This window comes from Puerhibacterium puerhi (assembly GCF_009846865.1).
GTDB lineage: Bacteria > Actinomycetota > Actinomycetes > Actinomycetales > Cellulomonadaceae > Puerhibacterium > Puerhibacterium puerhi.
In genome coordinates, this window is sequence record NZ_WUWN01000017.1 from 43581 (window position 1) to 61211 (window position 17631).

General features: G+C 76.1%; 13 protein-coding genes. 7 read left to right on the forward strand and 6 right to left on the reverse strand.

Annotated features, from left to right (window positions below):
* Window positions 1–77: 77 nt before the first annotated feature.
* Together GSF02_RS10945 and GSF02_RS10950 are read right to left on the reverse strand one after the other, a co-directional pair.
* A complete protein-coding gene (locus GSF02_RS10945; RefSeq protein WP_159795950.1) occupies window positions 78–767 on the reverse strand; it encodes a LuxR C-terminal-related transcriptional regulator in 690 nt (229 codons plus the stop codon).
* On the reverse strand, window positions 764–2227 hold the full coding sequence (locus GSF02_RS10950; RefSeq protein WP_159795953.1) for a PspC domain-containing protein: 1464 nt from the start codon (window positions 2225–2227) through the stop codon (window positions 764–766). Before GSF02_RS10950 ends, GSF02_RS10945 begins: the two co-directional genes overlap by 4 nt.
* Window positions 2228–2374: 147 nt before the next feature.
* Between GSF02_RS10950 and GSF02_RS10955 the strand changes: the two genes are divergently transcribed.
* Complete coding sequence (locus GSF02_RS10955) at window positions 2375–3898, forward strand: PspC domain-containing protein (protein WP_159795956.1); 1524 nt, start codon at window positions 2375–2377, stop codon at window positions 3896–3898.
* Window positions 3895–4689: a hypothetical protein gene (locus GSF02_RS10960; protein WP_159795975.1), complete on the forward strand. Its 795-nt coding sequence runs from the start codon at window positions 3895–3897 to the stop codon at window positions 4687–4689. The genes GSF02_RS10955 and GSF02_RS10960 overlap by 4 nt, the downstream gene beginning before the upstream one ends.
* Window positions 4690–4752: 63 nt before the next feature.
* On the opposite strand, the gene GSF02_RS10965 is transcribed toward GSF02_RS10960, so the two are convergent.
* Window positions 4753–5304 carry an aromatic ring-opening dioxygenase LigA gene (locus GSF02_RS10965; RefSeq protein WP_328799019.1) on the reverse strand — a complete coding sequence of 184 codons (552 nt, stop codon included), beginning with the start codon at window positions 5302–5304 and terminating at the stop codon, window positions 4753–4755.
* Between the two features lie 117 nt (window positions 5305–5421).
* On the opposite strand from GSF02_RS10965, the gene GSF02_RS10970 reads away from it, so the two are divergent.
* Window positions 5422–6597, forward strand: a complete 1176-nt coding sequence (locus GSF02_RS10970) for a glycosyltransferase family 4 protein (RefSeq protein WP_159795978.1) — start codon at window positions 5422–5424, stop codon at window positions 6595–6597.
* A 169-nt stretch (window positions 6598–6766) separates the two neighbouring features.
* Here GSF02_RS10970 and guaA read toward each other — a convergent pair whose 3' ends face one another.
* Together guaA and GSF02_RS10980 are read right to left on the reverse strand one after the other, a co-directional pair.
* Window positions 6767–8386 (reverse strand): glutamine-hydrolyzing GMP synthase, encoded by a 1620-nt coding sequence (gene guaA, locus GSF02_RS10975; protein ID WP_268892869.1) that lies wholly within the window; start codon window positions 8384–8386, stop codon window positions 6767–6769.
* Window positions 8387–8481: 95 nt separating this feature from the next.
* On the reverse strand, window positions 8482–8943 hold the full coding sequence (locus tag GSF02_RS10980; RefSeq protein WP_159795981.1) for a DUF3817 domain-containing protein: 462 nt from the start codon (window positions 8941–8943) through the stop codon (window positions 8482–8484).
* Between the two features lie 70 nt (window positions 8944–9013).
* Here GSF02_RS10980 and GSF02_RS10985 point away from each other — a divergent pair, with 70 nt between their 5' ends.
* From GSF02_RS10985 to GSF02_RS10995, 3 genes are read left to right on the forward strand one after another with little or no spacing between them, the layout of a single operon-like run.
* Complete coding sequence (locus GSF02_RS10985; protein WP_159795984.1) at window positions 9014–10840, forward strand: ABC transporter ATP-binding protein; 1827 nt, start codon at window positions 9014–9016, stop codon at window positions 10838–10840.
* Window positions 10837–12570, forward strand: coding sequence for an ABC transporter ATP-binding protein (locus tag GSF02_RS10990; protein ID WP_159795987.1), 1734 nt, complete (start codon window positions 10837–10839; stop codon window positions 12568–12570). Before GSF02_RS10985 ends, GSF02_RS10990 begins: the two co-directional genes overlap by 4 nt.
* A 34-nt stretch (window positions 12571–12604) precedes the next feature.
* On the forward strand, window positions 12605–13810 hold the full coding sequence (locus GSF02_RS10995) for a MalY/PatB family protein (RefSeq protein WP_235915500.1): 1206 nt from the start codon (window positions 12605–12607) through the stop codon (window positions 13808–13810).
* A 13-nt stretch (window positions 13811–13823) separates the two neighbouring features.
* On the opposite strand, the gene GSF02_RS11000 is transcribed toward GSF02_RS10995, so the two are convergent.
* The gene (locus GSF02_RS11000) at window positions 13824–14717 is read right to left on the reverse strand and encodes an SURF1 family protein (RefSeq protein ID WP_159795990.1); all 894 of its coding nucleotides are present in this window, start codon (window positions 14715–14717) and stop codon (window positions 13824–13826) included.
* A gap of 241 nt (window positions 14718–14958) precedes the next feature.
* Here GSF02_RS11000 and GSF02_RS11005 point away from each other — a divergent pair, with 241 nt between their 5' ends.
* Window positions 14959–17481 carry a phosphoketolase family protein gene (locus GSF02_RS11005; RefSeq protein WP_159795993.1) on the forward strand — a complete coding sequence of 841 codons (2523 nt, stop codon included), beginning with the start codon at window positions 14959–14961 and terminating at the stop codon, window positions 17479–17481.
* The last annotated feature ends 150 nt before the right edge of the window (window positions 17482–17631 follow it).

Below are 17631 nucleotides of genomic sequence, written 5' to 3' on the forward strand. Positions count from 1 at the left end.
GGAGCCGGTCACAGGGCCGGTCACGGGGCCTCTCACGGGGCCGCCGATCACCGAGCAGCCGATCACGGGACCCCCGGTCACAGGATGTGGCGCGCGGCCGCCCACCGGGTGAGCTCGTAGCGGTTGGACAGCTGGAGCTTGCGCAGCACCGCGGACACGTGGGTCTCGACGGTCTTGATCGAGATGAACAGCTCGCCGGCGACCTCGCGGTAGGAGTAGCCGCGCGCGATGAGGCGCATCACCTCCTGCTCGCGCCGCGACAGGCGGTCCAGCTCGTCGTCGGCCACGGACACCTCGCCGGCCGCCGTGCCGAACGCGTCCAGCACGAACCCCGCCAGCCGCGGCGAGAACACGGCGTCGCCGCCGGCCACCTGCACCACGGCGCCCGACAGGTCCGGGCCGGAGATGTTCTTGGTGACGTACCCCCGGGCGCCGGCGCGGATGACGGCGACGACGTCCTCGGCGGCGTCGGAGACGCTCAGCGCCAGGAACCGCGTCTCGCCGAGCAGGTCGGCGCACAGGCGGACCACCTCCGCCCCGCCGCCGCCGGTGCCCCCGGGCAGGTGCACGTCGAGCAGGACGACGGCGGGCCGCAGCTCGCGCACCGCGCGCGCCGCCTGGTCGACGTCGGCCGCCTCGCCGACGACGGTGACGCGCTCGTCGAGGCTGGCGCGCACGCCGGCCCGGAACATGTGGTGGTCGTCGACCAGGACCACGGGCACCGGCAGGGCGACGTCGGTCCGGGCGGGTGCGGCAGGGCTGCTCACAGGCGGTTCCTCGCTTCGTCGGGGTTGCTGGTCGGGGGTGCGGCGGGCGGCGGCGCGGCGGGGGCGGGCCGCGGCGCCGCCCCGTCGGCGGCCTGGCCGTTCGCGGGCTGGGAGCCGTTGGCGCCGTTGGCGGGCGCCGTCGCCGTCTGCGGCATCCGCAGGCGCACCTCGGTGCCCCAGCCCGGCCGGCTGCTGACCTCGGCGCTGCCGCCGCGCCGGCGCACCCGCCCGAGGATCGACTCGCGCACGCCGAACCGGTCGGAGGCGATGGTGGCCATGTCGAAGCCGTCGCCGCGGTCGCGGACGAACACCTCGGCCGCCACGTCGGTGACCTCGAGGTAGACGGTGACGGGCGGCCGGCCGTGGGCCACGGCGTTGACCAGCGCCTCGCGGGTGGCCTGCAGCAGCGCCGTGGTGGCCTCCGTGGGTGGGCAGTCGCCCACCACGACGACCTCGATCGCCACGGGACCGGCGGCGTCGGCGCGGTGCCCGACGCGCCCGTCCTCCACCTCGGCGACGAGCGCGCGCAGCTCGGCCGCGAGCGACGTGCCGGGCTCGCGCCGGTCGTCGTAGAGCCACTCGCGCAGCTCGCGCTCCTGGGCGCGCGCCATGCGCGCGACGGCGTCGCCGTCGTGGGCCTGGGCGCGGATGAGCGCGAGGGTCTGCAGCACGGAGTCGTGCAGGTGCGCGGCGATGTCGGCGCGCTCCGCCTCGCGGGCGCGCGCCAGCCGCTCGTCGCCGAGCTCGCGCACGAGCCGCAGCCACCACGGCGCGAGCACGAGCGCGAAGCCTGCCAGCACCGCGAGCGCCGCGAGCGCCGCCTGGAGCGCCGCCCAGCCCGGGGTGTCCTGCCCCACGAGCAGCAGCACGCCCGCCGTCACGAGCACGACGCCGCCGGCCAGCCGCGCCACGGCCGCGCCACGGCGCCAGCCACCGGGGCCCTCCGCCTCGATGCCGCGCTGGGCGGCGTCGAGCTGGCTCCACGCGAGCGCCAGCCCGCCGAGCGCCAGCAGCGCCGGCAGCACCCACGAGGCGCCCCAGTCCCAGCCCGCGCGGACCGCGACGAGCAGCGCCGCGCCCGCGAGCAGCACGCCGCCGATGATCGCCTCGCGCCGCGGGATCCGGGCCGCGGCGCCGCTGAGCCGCAGCCGCGGTGCCAGCCGGTGCAGCGCGGCGGGCTCGCTCGCCGCCGCGGCCGCGCGCGGGTCGCCCGACGGGATCGTGACCCACCAGAAGACGTAGACCGCGGCGCCGGCGCCGCCGGCGAGCGCGAGCACGGCCAGCAGCGCGCGCACGAGGCCCACCGGCGCGCCGAGGTGGGCGGCCACGCCGGCGCACACGCCGCCGATCCACCGCCCCTCCTCGGGGCGGCGTAGCGGCAGGCGGGCGGGCGCGGCGGCAGCGCCGCGGGGGCGGGCGCCGCCGGCGCCTGCCGGGCCGGGGGGTGCGGTCGTGCTCACCCCCCGATCGTGGCACGTCAGGAGGGCGACCGGGTCCCCCCGGGGGCGGATTCAGGGTCGCCCGCCCGCCCCGGGCAGCGGATCTCAGGGGCGGCTCAGGGCGACACCCGATGGTCCGCGACGCGGCGCGCCGGAAGGATCGTCGTCATGAGCACCGAGCCGTTCCCCCCGCATCCTGGGCCGGGCACCACCGGCCCCGCCGGCGCCGGACCGTCGTCGACGCCCCCGGGCCCCGGCCCGACCCCGCCCGCCGGCGGCGACCGCTTCTTCGACTCCATCCGCCGCACCGGCCTGTACCGCTCCGAGGACCGGTGGGTCGGCGGCGTCGCGAGCGGCGTGGCCGACCGCCTCGGCTGGGACCCCCTGCTCGTGCGCGGCCTGCTGTTCCTCAGCTTCTTCCTCAGCGGCGCCGGCCTGGTCCTCTACGGCATCGGCTGGGCGCTGCTGCCCGAGCAGCGCGACGGGCGGATCCACCTCCAGCGCGCGCTGCACGGCGACTTCGACGTCGCGATCCTCGGCGCCGCCGCCACCGCCGTCGTGGGCTTCGCCTGGAACGGCGGGTTCGGCGGCTGGTGGGACGGCGGCTGGGACTGGCTGGTCGCGCTGGTCTGGATCGCCGTGTGGGGCACCGTGATCTGGCTCGTCGTGCGGTACGCGGTCCAGCGGCGCGACGAGCGCCAGGCCTGGGCGCAGGGCTGGCAGGGCCCGACGCCGGACGCCGGCGCCCCCGCCGGCGCCCCCGCCGGCGGGCCCGCGGCGTTCGCCGTGCCGGCGCCCGGCGCCACCACGAGCGCCCCGCCGCCGGGTGCGCCCGCCGGCGCACCCCACGGCCCGGACGTGCAGGCCGACGCCGCCCGGCTCAAGGCCGAGACGCGGGCGCGTGCGGCGCAGGACCGCGCCCGCGCGGCCCAGGACAAGGCGCAGGCCCGGGCGTGGGCCGCCCAGGAGCGTGCCCAGGCACGCGCCGCGCGGCCGGTGGTCCGCGGCCCGGGGGGCAGCACCGTGGCCGCCGTGCTCGGCGTCGCGCTCCTGCTCGGGGCCCTGCTGCTGGCCCAGGAGCAGGGCCTGCTCGACCTGCCGTGGACGTGGGACGCGAACGTCGGCCTCGTGTGGCTGGGCGCGGCCCTCGCCGTCGTCGGCCTGGGCATCGTGGTCGCCGGCATGCGCGGCCGCTCCAGCGGGGTGCTGGGGTTCCTGGCGATCGTCGGGCTGGTCGTCGCCGTGCCCTTCGGGAGCATGCTCGCCGACCGCGACCCGTGGCCGGTCCTGAGCCTCGACGGTTCCGGCCGCGAGCTGCGCGGCGACGCCGTCGTCGTCCCGTCCGGCGTCGACGAGGCGGAGGCCGGCTACTCGCTGCGCTTCGGCGACCCGACGATCGACCTCACGCGCCTGGACCTGTCCGGCGCCAGCGCTGACGAGCCGGTCGAGGTGCCCATCGACCTCGCCGCCGGGGCGGCCACCGTCATCGTGCCCGACGGCGTGCCGGTGGTCGCGGACGTCGAGGTCGCAGCCGGCAGCGTGGTCTGGGACGTCGACACCGACGGCGCCCAGCAGGCCGGGTTCGGCAGCACCACGTTCGTGAACGACCAGGCCCGCACCGCCGAGCCCGTGCTGGTGCTCGACGTCGAGGTGGCCGCCGGCGAGATCCGGATCCAGGAGGAGAACCGATGAGCGAGAACCCCCGCGACGACGCCCGCGAGGGCCGCACGCCCGAGCCCGTGCGCGAGCCGGAGGTCGCCGAGCCGCAGGACACCCAGGTGCTCGAGCCGGCCGCGGGCGAGACCCAGGTGGTCGACGCCGCCGGCGCGACGCGGGTGCTCCCCGCCGGGCCCGGCGAGACCCAGGTGCTCCCGTCCGCCGCGCCGCCGGCGACGGCCGACGCCGCGCCGGACGCCACGGACCGCGGCCCGGCCCCGGTCGCCGCGCCCGAGCACGACGACGAGCCGGAGGCGCAGCGCGCCGACGTCCCGCTCGCCGTCTTCGACGAGCCGGGCCCGCTGCCGCCGGCCTCCTCGGCCTCCCGCACCGACGTGCCCCCCGCCGCCGCGTCCGCCGCGCCCGCCGCGGCTCCCGCGCCGTCCGGGTACACGCAGCCGTCCGGGTACGCGCAGCCGTCCCGGTACGCGCAGCCGTCCGACCGGGACGCCGACCGGTCGGCGCCCGGGCCGCAGCAGCCGTACGCCACGCCGGGGTACGGCCAGCCCTACCCGCCGGCGTCCCCCCAGTGGGCACCGGCCGCGCCACAGCCCGCACCGCCGGTGAGCACCACGCCCCGCACCGGCACCATCGTCTGGGGACTGGTGATCCTCGCCGTCGGCCTCGCGGTGGTCGCCGTCGCCGCGGGTGCTCGCTTCGACGTCGGGCTCGGGGTGATCTGGCTGCTCGGCGGCGCCGGCCTCGTGCTCGTGGTCGCCTCGGTGGTCGGCAGCGTGCGCCGGCGCAGCCGCACCGACGGAGCCTGACCCGACGCGCGGCAGCACACCGGGTGGGGCCGTCCGACCGGACGGCCCCACCAGTGTGCTGCGTCAGCGGGGCGGGACGGGACCTTCGCGCCCCGGTGACGACGTCGTGGTCGGGTCGGCGTGGCGCCCGGTGGGCGCGGCCACACCGGGTCCGCCCGCCGCCGGCCCCGTCACGGCGACCTCGGGGCCGCCGGCGAGCCGCCGCAGGGCGCTGCCCAGCAGCAGGAACAGCACGCCCAGCCCGATGGCGAGCGCGCACACGCCGAACGCGACGACCGACGTGAACAGCGACGCCCGCAGGAACGAGGCGTTCATGACCGTGGCCCGGACCGGGTCGTCCTGACCCAGCTCGGCGTACGTCCGGCCGCCCGACGCCTCCAGGGCGTGCGCGTTGATGACCTCGGCCTGCGCGTACGCCGTCAACGGCCCCCGTACCTGCTGACCGGCCAGGAAGTCGGCGTCGTCGGACACGGTGATGTCCTCCGCCGCCAGCTGCGAGGCCACGACCACCCACACCGCGACGCCGGCGAGGATCAGCACCACGCCGGCCAGGATGCTGACCAGCCCGATCCCCCGGACCCCCCGGGTGGGACGGACGGTGACGGTGCTCGACATGCGAACCCCCTTTCGCACGGCGGCGCCGGCCGTCCCGGCCCCGCTGCTCTCACGGTAGGCGCTCGCGTCACGGTCGTCGCGCGCAGGAGCGCCGGGCGGGCACGAGAGGATGGCCCTGTGCGGATCCTCCACGTCACCGACTCCTACCTGCCGCTGCTCGGCGGCATCGAGACCCAGGTGGCCCGGCTCGCCGGCCGGCAGGCCGCCGCCGGTCACCACGTCGAGGTGGTGACGACGACGCCCGCGGCGCCCGGCGCGCGCGGCCGGTCGACGACGGTGGGCGCCGACGGCGTGCGGGTGCACCGCGTCGCCGCCCGGGTCCCGGGCGGCTTCCCCGTCCACCCGCGCTCGACCGCCCACGTGCTCGATCGGCTGCGCGCCCTGGAGGCCGCGGGCGAGCGGCCCGACGTCGTGCACCTGCACATGGGCGTGCTCGCCCCGACGGTGCAGGCGGCGCTGCGGCCGATCACCCGCACCGGCCTGCCCGCGGTGCTCACCGTGCACAGCGTCTGGGGCGCGGCGCGGCACGCCTTCGCCGCCCTCGACCGGGCCGCCGGCTGGTCGCGCTGGCCCGTGCTGTGGTCGGCGGTGAGCGAGCTGACGGCCGCACCCCTGCGCCGCATCGTCGCGGCCGGCGGCGGCGACCCGGACGAGCGGGTGGTCGTGCTGGGCAACGGCGTCGACGTCGCCGCCTGGCGCCTGGCGCGCACCGAGCGCGGCGAGCGGCCCGACGGCGCGGCGGTGCACGTCGTCTCGGCGACCCGGTTCGCCCCGCGCAAGCGCGTGCTGCCGCTGGTCGAGGCGGTCACGACGGCGGCGCGGCGGCTGCCGCCCGGCGCCCTCGTCGCGACGGTGGCGGGCGCCGGCGAGCAGCTGGAGCAGGCGCGCCGCGCGGTGGCGGCGGCCGGCCTGGCCGACGTCGTGCGGCTGCCGGGGCGGATGACGCCGGACGAGCTGCGCGAGCTGTACACCCGGGCCGACGTGTTCGTGGCCCCGGCGGTGCAGGACGCGTTCGGCATCGCCGCGCTCGAGGCGCAGGCCGCCGGGCTCGCCGTCGTCTCCCGCTCGCAGTCGGGCGTCGCCGAGCGGCTCACGGACGGCGTGGACGCGCTGCTGGCCGACGACGACGCCGCCATGGCCCGCGCCCTCGAGCGCCTCGTGACCGAGCCGGGCCTGCTCGACCGGATCGTGGCCCACAACCGCGCCCACGCCCTGGCCGCCGACTGGCCGCAGGTCCTGGCGGCCACGGAGGACGCCTACGCCCGCGCCACCAAGCTGGCCGAGAACCCCTGAGACGCGCGAAGGGGCCGGAACCCCTCGGGGTTCCGGCCCTTCTCCGCACGCACCACCCGACGCGAGGACGGGCTGCGACGGCGCCGTCAGCGAGAGCCGAGCGAGCGCAGCGAGCGAATCATTCGAGCGGACGGCGCCGCCGCGGCCCGACCGACCGCCACGACCACCCTCACTCCCACTCGATCGTCGCCGGCGGCTTGCTCGTCACGTCGAGCACCACGCGGTTGACCTCACGCACCTCGTTGGTGATGCGGGTGGAGATGGTGGCCAGCACGTCGTACGGCAGGCGGGTCCAGTCGGCGGTCATCGCGTCCTCGGACGACACCGGGCGCAGCACGACCGGGTGGCCGTAGGTGCGGCCGTCGCCCTGGACGCCCACCGAGCGCACGTCGGCCAGCAGCACCACGGGGCACTGCCAGATCTCGCGGTCCAGGCCGGCGCGGGTGAGCTCCTCGCGGGCGATCGCGTCGGCGGCACGCAGCACGTCCAGGCGCTCGGCGGTGACCTCGCCGATGATCCGGATGCCCAGGCCGGGTCCGGGGAACGGCTGGCGCCAGACGATCGCCTCAGGCACGCCGAGCTCGAGGCCCACGGCGCGCACCTCGTCCTTGAACAGGGTGCGCAGCGGCTCGATCAGCTCGAACTGCAGGTCGTCCGGCAGGCCGCCGACGTTGTGGTGCGACTTGATGTTCGCCGCGCCCTCGCCGCCGCCGGACTCGACGACGTCGGGGTAGAGCGTGCCCTGGACGAGGAACTTGACCTCCTCGCCGTGGGCGCCGGCCTCGGCGACCAGGTCGCGGGCGGCGTCCTCGAACACGCGGATGAACTCGCGGCCGATGATCTTGCGCTTGGTCTCCGGGTCGGTGACGCCGGCGAGCGCGGTCAGGAAGCGCTCCTTCTCGTCGCGCACGACCAGGCGCACGCCGGTGGCGGCGACGAAGTCGCGCTCGACCTGCTCGGCCTCGCCGGCGCGCAGCAGGCCGTGGTCGACGAAGACGCAGGTGAGCTGGTCGCCGACGGCGCGCTGGACGAGCGCGGCCGCGACCGAGGAGTCGACGCCGCCCGACAGGCCGCAGATCACGCGCGCGTCGCCCACCTGGGCGCGGATCTTCTCGACCTGCTCGGCGATGACGTTGTCGGGCGTCCAGTCCGGGGCCAGGCCGGCGCCCTCGTAGAGGAAGTGCTCGAGCACGGACTGGCCGTGCGCGGAGTGCTTGACCTCCGGGTGCCACTGCACGCCGAACAGGCGGCGGGCGGTGTCCTCGAACGCCGCGACCGGGGAGCCGTCCGACGTCGCGAGGACCTCGAAGCCCTCGGGCGCGCGGTGCACGGCGTCGCCGTGGCTCATCCAGGCGGTCTGGTTGGCGGGGGTGTCCGCGAGCAGGACGCCGGCCGCGCAGACCTCCACCTCGGTGCCGCCGTACTCGCGCAGGCCCGTCTGGGCCACCTCGCCGCCGAGCGCCTTGGCCATCGCCTGGAAGCCGTAGCAGATGCCCAGCACCGGCACGCCGGCGTCGAACAGCGCCGGGTCCACGAACGGCGCACCCTGGGCGTACACCGACGCGGGCCCGCCGGACAGGATGATCGCCGCCGGGTTCTTGGCGAGCATCTGCTCGACCGACCACGTGTGCGGGACGATCTCGGAGTACACGCGAGCCTCGCGCACGCGGCGCGCGATGAGCTGGGCGTACTGGGCGCCGAAGTCGACGACCAGGACGGGGCGGTGCTGCTGCTCGGCGGCGGACTCGGCGGCGGCGTGGGAGACGGGGGCGGTGGCGGGAGACGTCACCGCTCCAGTCTAGTGGCCGCGCACGGCGCGCAGCCGTGAGGCCGCTCACCGCTCCGGCGGGCGCCCCGCCGGAGGGCGCCGGCGCTCCGGGCGCGTCAGGCCAGGTAGCGCCGCTCGAGCGCGGCCAGCTTCTCCTGCCCGTCGGCGTGCACCCGACGCTCCACGATGAACGACATCACGGGCACGACGCCGGCGAAGACCATCGTCGCGAGCCGGCCCCAGCCCCACCGCATGGTGGCCCAGGCCTGGAGCACGGTGACGAGGTAGACCACGTAGACCCACCCGTGCACCGGCGCGACGATCCAGGTGGCGTCGACCAGGCCGCTGACGTCGCCGACCCACCACTGCACCGGGTACTTGAGGATCATCCAGACGGTGAGCAGCAGCAGCATCACACCGGTGACGATGGCCATCACGCGGTAGCGGGCGAGGGCGCCGCGGGCCTTGCGGATCGCGTCGGCCGCCTGCGCGCGGGAGACGGCGCCGGCGGCGTCGCCGGGCGTCGCGGGGGTGGGCTCGGGGGTGGGCTCGGGGGTGTGCTGCGGGGCGGTGCTCACGTCCCCAGCCTACGGGGCGGGCCTGGTTAAACAGTCGCACTGTGTCGGTGGTCACCCGTAGCGTCGGCGCGTGCGCCCGCTCCCCTTCGCCGACCCCGGCACGCCCGACCTGCGCGGCCCCTGGGCCTACCTGCGGTGGGTGGCCCGTCGCCAGGCGGGCGTGCTGACGGCCGCCCTGCTGTGCGGCGTCGTGGTCTTCGCCTGCCAGGCCGTCCAGCCCTACCTCGTCGGCGAGATCGTCGACAGCGCCACGGCCGGCGGCCTCGACGCCGCCACGTGGCGCCTGGCGGCGCTGCTGCTCGCCGTCGGGCTCGCGCTCACCGGCACCGCGGTGCTGGGCCACCGCCTGGACGTGCGCAACTGGCTGCACGCCACGTTCCGCTCCTCGCAGCTGGTCAGCCGCACCGTCAGCCGCTCCGGGCAGGCCGTCTCCGCCGAGCTGCCGACCGGCGAGGTGGTCTCCGCCGTCGCGAACGACACGTTCCGCATCGGCGAGCTCTACGCGATGGCCGCCCAGTTCCTGGGCTCCCTCGTGGCCTACGCGGTGGTCACCGGGCTCATGCTCGCCTCCTCGGTGGAGCTCGGCCTGGTCATCGCCCTGGGCCTGCCCGTCGTCGCCGCCGTCCTGGCGCTCCTGGTGCGGCCGCTGAACCGCCGCCAGTCCGCGCAGCGCGAGGCGTCGGGCCGGCTGACGACGCTCGGTGCCGACACCGTCTCCGGGCTGCGCATCCTGCGCGGCATCGGCGGCGAGAAGGTCTTCACCGACCGCTACCGCTCCCAGTCGCAGCGGGTGCGCGCCGCCGGCGTCAAGGTCGCCCACACGCAGTCGTGGCTCGACGCGCTGCAGGTGCTGCTGCCTGGCCTCTTCGTCGCCCTGGTCGTCTACCTCGGCGCCGTCCACGCCATGTCGGGGCGGATCAGCACCGGCCAGCTCGTGTCGTTCTACGGCTACGCCGCGTTCCTGTCGTGGCCCGTGCAGCTGGCCACCCAGTTCCTCAAGATCGCGACCAACGCCCACGTCTCGGCGAAGAAGCTCATCACCGTGCTGCGGGTGCAGCCCGCCACCGGGACCCGTCCCGCCACGGCCACGCCGCCCGCGCCCGGCGCCGTGCTGCGCGACGAGACCACCGGCGTCGCGCTCGAGCCCGGCCGGGTGGTCGCGCTCGTCTCCCCCGACCCGGACGAGTCGGCCCGCGTCGCGGTGCGCCTGGGGCGGTTCGACGACGCGGCCGAGGCCGCCACGCCCGTCACGCTCGGCGGCGTGCCGCTGGCGGACCTGCCGAAGGACCACCTGCGCGAGCGGGTCGTGGTCGCCGAGGCGACGCCGACGATCTTCTCCGGCCGCCTGGGCACCGAGCTCGACGTCCGCGACCGCGCCGCGGTGGCCGACCTGGAGCGCGCGATGCACGTCGCGGACGCCGGCGACGTGCTCGACTCCGTGCCGGACGGGCTGGCCGGCGAGCTGCCGGAGAAGGGCCGGTCCCTGTCCGGCGGGCAGCGCCAGCGCGTGGCGCTGGCGCGCGCCCTGCTCACCGAGCCGGAGATCCTCGTGCTGGTCGAGCCGACGAGCGCCGTCGACGCGCACACCGAGGCGCGGATCGCCGCGCGCCTCGCCGAGGCCCGGCGCGGACGCACCACCCTGGTCGTCACGGCCAGCCCGCTCGTGCTCGACCACGTCGACGAGGTGCTGTTCCTCGACGGCGGGCGCGTCACGACCCGCGGCACGCACCGGGAGCTCCTCGAGCGTCCGCGCGCCGCCGAGGGCGGCGAGGCGGCGGCGCGCTACCGCGCCGTCGTCGGCCGCTCGCTGGACGAGGCGCCCGCCGACGCCCTCGCCCCGACGGGCCTCGGCGCCACCGACGCCGCCACCACCGACCTCGCGGAGGACCGCGCATGAAGCTGCCCATCGCCGACGGGCGCACCACCTGGCGCTACGCCGTCGGGATGCTGCGCCGCCACCGCGGGGCCTTCACGGTCATCGCGGTGCTGCACGTGCTCGCCGCGACGGCCGGCCTCGTGGGGCCGTGGCTCCTGGGGCGGCTGGTCGACGACGTCACCGCCGGCACCACCGCCGACCACGTGCGCGACCTCGTGCTGTTCGCCGTCGCGACGATCGTCGCGCGCGCCGTGCTGCAGAAGGTCGCCCAGCAGCGGTCGATGGTGTTCGGCGAGTCGGTGTTCGCCGAGATGCGCGAGGAGTTCCTCGACACCGTCACCGCGCTGCCCCTGTCGGTCGTCGAGCGCGCCGGCACCGGCGACCTCGTGGCCCGCACGACGAACGACGTCAACAAGATCCAGCACACGGTGCGCTTCGGCCTGCCCCAGCTCGTCGTCGCCGTGGTGACGATCGTGCTCACCGTGGCGGCGACCCTGCTGCTCTCCCCGCTCGTGGCCGTCGCGATGTTCGTCGGGCTGCCGATCCTGCTGGTGGCGACCCGCTGGTACCTGCGCCGCGCCGAGCCCGCCTACCAGCGCGAGTCGGCCGCGTACGCGGTGCTCAACGGCACCGTCACCGAGTCGGTCGAGGGTGTGCGGACCGTCGACGCGCTGCACCTGGGCGCGCGCCGCACCGGCCGGGCCGACGCCGACCTGGCCGAGGCCTTCGCCGCCGAGACGGCGACGCTGAACCTGCGCTCGGTGCTGTTCCCGAGCGTGGACCTCACGTTCGTCCTGGCGCCGATCTCGGTGCTCGTGTGGGGCGGCTGGCTCGCGGCCCAGGGCAGCGTCTCCGTCGGCACGGTCACCGCGATCGTCATGTACACGATGCAGCTCACCGGGCCGGTGTGGAACCTCATCTTCTGGCTGGACGAGATCCAGGTCGCCGCCACCTCGCTGTCGCGGATCATCGGGGTGCGGCTCGTGGCGCCGGACCGCGAGGCGGGCGACGCCGTGCCGGCGTCCGAGACGGTGACGGCGCGCGGCGTGCGCTACGCCTACCGCGAGGGGCACGACGTGCTGCACGGCATCGACCTCGACCTGCGCCCGGGCGAGCGGCTGGCGATCGTCGGCCCCTCGGGCGCCGGCAAGTCCACCCTGGGCCGCATGCTCGCCGGCATCCACCCGCCCACCGGCGGGTCGGTGACGGTGGGCGGGGTGCCGCTCGTCGAGCTGCCGCTGGAGGACCTGCGCCGCCACGTCGCGCTGGTCACCCAGGAGCACCACGTGTTCGTCGGGACGGTCGCGGACAACCTGCGCCTGGCGGACGTCGACGCCGCCCCCGAGCGGCTGCGAGACGCGCTCGCCGCCGTCGACGCCCTGACGTGGGTGGACGCCCTGCCCGAGGGGCTGCACACCGAGGTGGGCTCCGGCGGGCACCCGCTGACGCCCGCGCAGGCGCAGCAGCTGGCGCTGGCGCGGCTCGTGCTGCTCGACCCGCACACGCTGGTGCTCGACGAGGCGACGTCGCTGCTGGACCCGCGGGCCGCGCGGCACCTGGAGCGCTCGCTCAACGCCGTGCTCGCGGGTCGTACGGTGGTGGCGATCGCCCACCGGCTGCACACCGCGCACGACGCGGACCGGGTCGCGGTGGTGGACGGCGGGCGGATCACGGAGATCGGGCCGCACGACGAGCTCGTCGCCGCCGGCGGCGAGTACGCCCGGCTCTGGAACAGCTGGCAGCACCAGTGACGGCACGCGACCGCACGCCCGACCGGAGGACCTCGTGACCCACCCGCCGCTCGCCCGCACGCTCGACGCCCGGACCGCCGCGCAGCTGCGCGCGGGCGGCTCGCTCAAGTGGACCGGGGCCGACGGCGCCATCGGGGCGTGGGTCGCCGAGATGGACTTCGGCACGGCCCCGGAGGTGACGCGCGCGCTGCACGACGTCGTCGACCGCGGGCTGCTGGGGTACGCCCCGCCGGCGCTGGTCGAGCGCACCTCGGCGGCGTTCGCCGCGTTCGCGGCCGACCGGTACGGCTGGCACGTGCCCGCCGCCCGGGTGCGGCCGCTGCCGGACGTGCTGGCCGCCCTGGGCGCCGCCATCACGCACTTCACGTCGCCCGGCTCGCCGGTGATCGTGCCGACGCCGGCGTACATGCCGTTTCTGGAGCTGCCGCGCACCCTCGGGCGCGAGATCCTCCAGGTGCCGCTGGTGCGCGAGGCCGCGCCCGACGGCGGCGCCGGCCGGTACGTCTACGACCTCGACGCCCTCGACGCGGCGTTCGCCGCCGGCGCGGAGCTGCTGGTGCTGTGCAACCCGCACAACCCGGTCGGCCGGGTGCTCGAGCCCGCGGAGATGCTGGCGATCGCCGACGTCGTCGAGGCCCGCGGCGGCCGGGTGCTGGCGGACGAGATCCACGCCCCGCTGGTCATGCCCGGTCACCAGCACGTGCCGTACGCGTCGCTGTCGGCGACCACCGCCCGGCACACGATCACCGCCGCGTCGGCGTCCAAGGCCTGGAACCTGCCGGGCCTCAAGTGCGCCCAGCTGGTGCTGACGAACGACGACGACGCGGCGACGTGGGAGCGCGTCCGTGAGCACGCAGAGCACGGGGCGTCGACGCCCGGCCTGGTGGCGAACGCCGTCGCGTACGAGTCGGGCGGCCCCTGGCTGGCCGAGGTCGTCGACTACCTGGACGGCAACCGCCGCCTGCTCGCCGACGTCGTGGCCGAGCGGATGCCCGGCGTGGCCCACGTGCCGCCCGAGGGCACGTACCTGGCCTGGCTCGACCTGCGGCGGGCCGGTCCGGACGGCGCGGGCCTGGGCGAGCGCCCCGCCGACGTGCTGCGCGAGCGCGCGGGCGTCGCCGTGGTCGACGGCGCCGCCTGCGGCGAGGCGGGGCGCGGGTTCGTGCGCGTCAACCTCGCGCTGCCCCGGCCCCTGCTGGCCGAGGCGCTGGAGCGGATGGCCCCGCTCCTCGGGCGCTGAGGCCGCCGGGCGCTCAGCCCGGCAGCCCGGCGATCCCGGCGTCCGCGCCGCGGCGCGGGCGCACGCGCCCGGTGCGGTCGGGCGCCTGGGACGCCGCCTCGTCGAGCACGAGGCGCACCCACAGCCCCAGGGCGAACAGGCCGAAGACCCACCACTCGATCGCGTAGAAGAAGCTCTGCAGGTTGACGGAGCCGGCACCCTCGACGACGGGCCGCGGCAGCGCGGCGGGGCCGCCGTCGGCGGCCGCCACCTGCGCCGGCTGCGAGCCGGTGAGGACCACGTAGCCGTCCCAGATCGGCCCGCCCCACGAGTTCACCAGCGCCGCGGTGGAGATCGCGTCGGTGAGCGGCGGGCCGCCGGGGTTCGCCGGCGGGGAGACGCCCGAGGTCGCCTCCCCCGCCTGCAGCCACCCCGTCACCCGGACGGTGCCCGCCGGCACCGCCAGCCCCGGCGCGTCCTGCGGCTCGGCGACCCACCCGCGCACGACCGGTAGCACCGGCGCGCCCGACAGCCCGGCCCACGACGCGCCGCCCGTGCCGTCGTCGGACACGCGCAGCGGGGTCAGGACGAGGTAGCCGGTGCGCCCGTCGAGCGCGCGGCCGGCGACGAGCATCTGCCCGGCCGCGTCGTAGGTGCCCTCCACCCACACGCTGCGGCCCACGAGCTCCCCGCCGAACGCCGACTGCGGTGCGACGAGCTCGCCGAGGCCGACGGGCTCCCCCGCCGCGGCGTCCAGCTGCTCCTGCTGCCCGGCGAGGTCGGCGCGCTCGTAGGCGCGGTGCAGCTGCCACACGCCGAGCCGCACGCACAGGGCCGCGGCCAGCAGCACGACGGCGAGGATGCCGAACATGCGGGGCTGCAGGGCGACCGCCCAGAAGGGTCGACGGGCGGGCACCGGGCTGCTCACCCACCCACCGTATCGGCGCGCGGCACGCCGGGAGAAACCCGCCCGCGCCGCCGGGCACGGACGTGCCGCGCGTCACTGCGGCCCGCCGCGCGCCCCGGACCGCGCGGTGCTGAACTGTGGTCAGGCCACAGCTCGCCGCGGCTCCTGAGCCGCAGGGACGCCCCCCGGTTCGCCCTGCGGCCCCTGAGGTTCTGCGGTGGAATGAGGTCGCAGCCGAGCAACCCACTCGAGGGAGCACGCGATGACGACGACCACCGCCGCCCCGGCGGCCACCCCGACGGCATGGCAGCGGCAGGGGGTGACCGACCTGCCTGACGAGAAGCTCCAGCGCATCGACAAGTGGTGGCGCGCCGCCAACTACCTGTCGGTGGGCCAGATCTACCTGCTGGACAACCCCCTGCTGCGCGAGCCGCTGTCGCGCGACCACGTCAAGCCGCGGCTGCTGGGCCACTGGGGCACGACGCCGGGCCTGACGTTCCTGTACGCGCACCTCAACCGCGCCATCCAGGAGCGCCGGCAGTCCACGATCTACGTCACGGGCCCGGGCCACGGCGGCCCGGGCCTCGTCGCGTCGGCCTACCTCGACGGCACGTACTCGGAGGTCTACTCCGACATCACCCAGGACGCCCAGGGCCTGCAGCGCCTGTTCAAGCAGTTCTCCTTCCCCGGCGGCATCCCGTCGCACGTGGCTCCCGAGACGCCCGGCTCGATCCACGAGGGCGGCGAGCTGGGCTACGCGCTGTCGCACGCCTACGGCGCCGCGTTCGACAACCCGGACCTGCTGGTGGCCGCCGTCGTCGGCGACGGGGAGGCCGAGACCGGCCCGCTGGCCACCTCCTGGCACTCGAACAAGTTCGTCAACCCCGCCCAGGACGGCGTCGTGCTGCCGATCCTGCACCTCAACGGGTACAAGATCGCCAACCCGACCGTGCTGGCGCGCATCCCGCAGGAGGAGCTGCGCGACCTGATGGTCGGGTACGGGCACAAGCCGTACTTCTTCGAGGTCGAGGACGGCTCCACCGAGTCGCACCTGGACATCCACCGCCGGTTCGCGGCGCTGCTCGACGAGGTGCTGGACGAGATCGCCGCCATCAAGCAGCGGGCCGCCGACGGCGACACCTCGCGGCCCGCCTGGCCGATGATCGTCTTCCGCACCCCCAAGGGCTGGACCGGTCCGGAGACCATCGACGGCAAGAAGACCGTCGGCTCCTGGCGCGCCCACCAGGTGCCGCTGGCCAGCGCCCGCGACACCGAGGAGCACCTGCGGGTGCTCGAGCAGTGGCTGCGGTCCTACCGGCCGGAGGAGCTGTTCGACGCCGACGGCCGCGTGATCGAGGACGTCTCGGCGCTCGCGCCGACGGGGACGCTGCGGATGAGCGACAACCCGCACGCCAACGGCGGCCTGCTGCTCAAGGACCTGCGCCTGCCCGACTTCCGCGACTACGCCGTCGACGTGCCGCACCCCGGCGGTGCCGTCGCCGAGGCGCCGCGCGTGCTGGGCCAGTGGCTCACCGACGTGGTGCGGCTCAACCCGCACAACTTCCGCATCTTCGGGCCGGACGAGACCGCCTCCAACCGCCTGCAGGCCGTCTACGACGCCACGGACAAGCAGTGGGACGCCGAGTTCCTCGACGCCGCGGTGGACGAGCACCTGGCCCGCGCGGGCCGCGTCATGGAGATGCTCTCGGAGCACCAGTGCCAGGGGTGGCTCGAGGGCTACCTGCTCACCGGCCGCCACGGGCTGTTCAACTGCTACGAGGCGTTCATCCACATCGTCGACTCGATGTTCAACCAGCACGCCAAGTGGCTGAAGGTCACCAACGACATCCCGTGGCGGCGCCCGATCGCCTCGCTCAACTACCTGCTGTCGAGCCACGTGTGGCGTCAGGACCACAACGGCTTCAGCCACCAGGACCCGGGCTTCATCGACCACGTGCTCAACAAGAAGGCCGAGATCGTGCGGGTCTACCTGCCGCCGGACGCCAACACCCTGCTCAGCACGTACGACCACTGCCTGCGCAGCCGGCAGTACGTCAACGTCGTCGTGTCCGGCAAGCAGCCCTCGCCGCAGTACCTGACGATGGACGAGGCGATCGCCCACTGCACCCGCGGCCTGGGCATCTGGGAGTGGGCCGGCACCGAGGTGCCGGGCAAGGACCCCGACGTCGTGCTCGCGTGCGCCGGCGACGTGCCGACGCTCGAGGTGCTCGCCGCGGCGGACATCCTGCGCCGGGAGCTGCCCGACCTCAAGGTCCGCGTCATCAACGTCGTCGACCTCATGCGCCTGCAGGACGAGAAGGAGCACCCGCACGGCCTGTCGGACCGCGAGTTCGACACGCTGTTCACCACCGACAAGCCGGTGATCTTCGCCTACCACGGCTACCCGTGGCTCATCCACCGCCTCACGTACCGGCGCCACGGCCACCAGAACATCCACGCGCGCGGGTACAAGGAGGAGGGCACCACCACCACGCCGTTCGACATGGTGATGCTCAACGACCTCGACCGGTACCACCTGGTCATCGACGTCATCGACCGCGTGCCGTCGCTGCGCTCGAAGGCCGCCGGGCTGCGCCAGGAGATGCAGGACGCGCGGCTGCGGGCCCGGGCGTGGACCCGCGAGCACGGCGAGGACATCCCCGAGGTCCGCGACTGGGTGTGGCCGGACGTCGGCGAGACCGCGACCGAGGCGGGCGGACCGCAGTACAACGGCGGCGGCGCCCCGGGCGGCGGCGTCCAGGACACCGGCGGCGACAACGAGTGACCGCTCGCCGCTGACAGCGGCCGCCCGGGCCCCTGGCAGGGCCCCTGCCAGGGCTCCTGCCAGGGCCCCTGATGGGGCCCCTGACCAGGGATGTCGGCCCGGGGTGTGACCACCGTCCCGATGACAACCGTGAGCCCGGCCGGGAGGATG